Genomic DNA, 527 nt, shown 5'->3' on the forward strand with positions numbered 1-527 from the left:
CCGCTCCGGGGTGAGGGAGGAGATCACACCGTCGTCCAGCACACCGGCCGTGTGCACGACCGCCGTCAGGCGGTGCCCGGCCAGCAGAGCGGCAAGCGCGTCACGATCCGCGACATCACAGGCCGCGAAGACCGGCTCCGCACCCAACTCACGCAGACTGTCGGCGAGTTCTGCGGCACCCTCCGCCTGCTCCCCACGACGCGAGACCAGCAGCAGCCTGCGCGCACCGTACTCCGTCACCAGATGCCGGGCGAACAGCGCACCCAGCGTGCCCGTCGCACCCGTGACCAGCACCGTGCCCTCAGGGTCCAGCACCAGCCGCTCGGCCTCGACAGCCGACGGCACCCGCGCCAGACGGAGTGCGAGAGCCTCTCCCGCCCGGACCGCCAACTGCGGCTCACCACAGGCGAGCACACCGGGCAGCGCCTGGAGCGAAGCCGGGTCCTCGTCCAGGTCCAGCAGGACGATCCGCCCCGGGTTCTCCGACTGCGCCGAACGCAGCAGACCCCAGACCGCAGCCGACGCCA

At 72.1% G+C, this 527-nt stretch carries 1 protein-coding gene; it reads right to left on the reverse strand.

All coding sequences use genetic code 11. The annotated features are described in order from the left end of the window. Positions 1–527: SDR family NAD(P)-dependent oxidoreductase (locus tag UK12_RS33040; protein ID WP_045306904.1), on the reverse strand; the 527-nt coding region annotated here is incomplete at both ends.

Origin of the sequence: Saccharothrix sp. ST-888, assembly GCF_000955975.1 — a bacterium.
In the GTDB taxonomy this organism is placed as follows: Bacteria; Actinomycetota; Actinomycetes; order Streptomycetales; family Streptomycetaceae; genus Kitasatospora.